The organism is Paraburkholderia sp. SIMBA_053, assembly GCF_046534895.1.
Lineage (GTDB): Bacteria > Pseudomonadota > Gammaproteobacteria > Burkholderiales > Burkholderiaceae > Paraburkholderia > Paraburkholderia caledonica.
In genome coordinates this window covers 1-365 of the sequence record NZ_JAWRXU010000215.1, presented here as the reverse complement: position 1 = coordinate 365, position 365 = coordinate 1, and the positions used below count along the sequence as shown (strand labels likewise).

The window sequence follows — 365 nt, the reverse complement described above, 5'->3', positions numbered from 1 at the left end:
GTCATAGCCCAGGAGACTGATGGCAAAGGCGTCGATATTGTGATTGATTTCGTGGGCGAGCCGTATTTCGCGCGCAATATCGCTTCGCTCGCACATGGCGGCCGTTTGGTTCAGGTCGGGATTCTGGGCGGGGGTGGAGAGGTGAGTGTTGACCTGGAGACCATCCTGTATCGCCACATCCAGATTATCGGCACGGTTATGAAGTCGCGCGCCCAAGCCGAAAAGCACGCCATGGTGCAACGTTTCCGTGAGCACTGGCTCAATCGGTTCTCGGGTGGGCGGCGCCTCGAGCCGGTCGTCGATAGCACCTTTCCTCTAGCGAGCGCAGCGGATGCCCATCGGCGCATGGAATCATCGGCGAACGT

At 59.5% G+C, this 365-nt stretch carries 1 protein-coding gene; it reads left to right on the top strand.

Features of this window, described 5'->3' with window-relative positions:
* A partial coding sequence (locus SB753_RS35325) for a zinc-binding dehydrogenase (RefSeq protein WP_410804713.1) occupies nt 1-365 on the top strand: 365 nt, incomplete at both ends.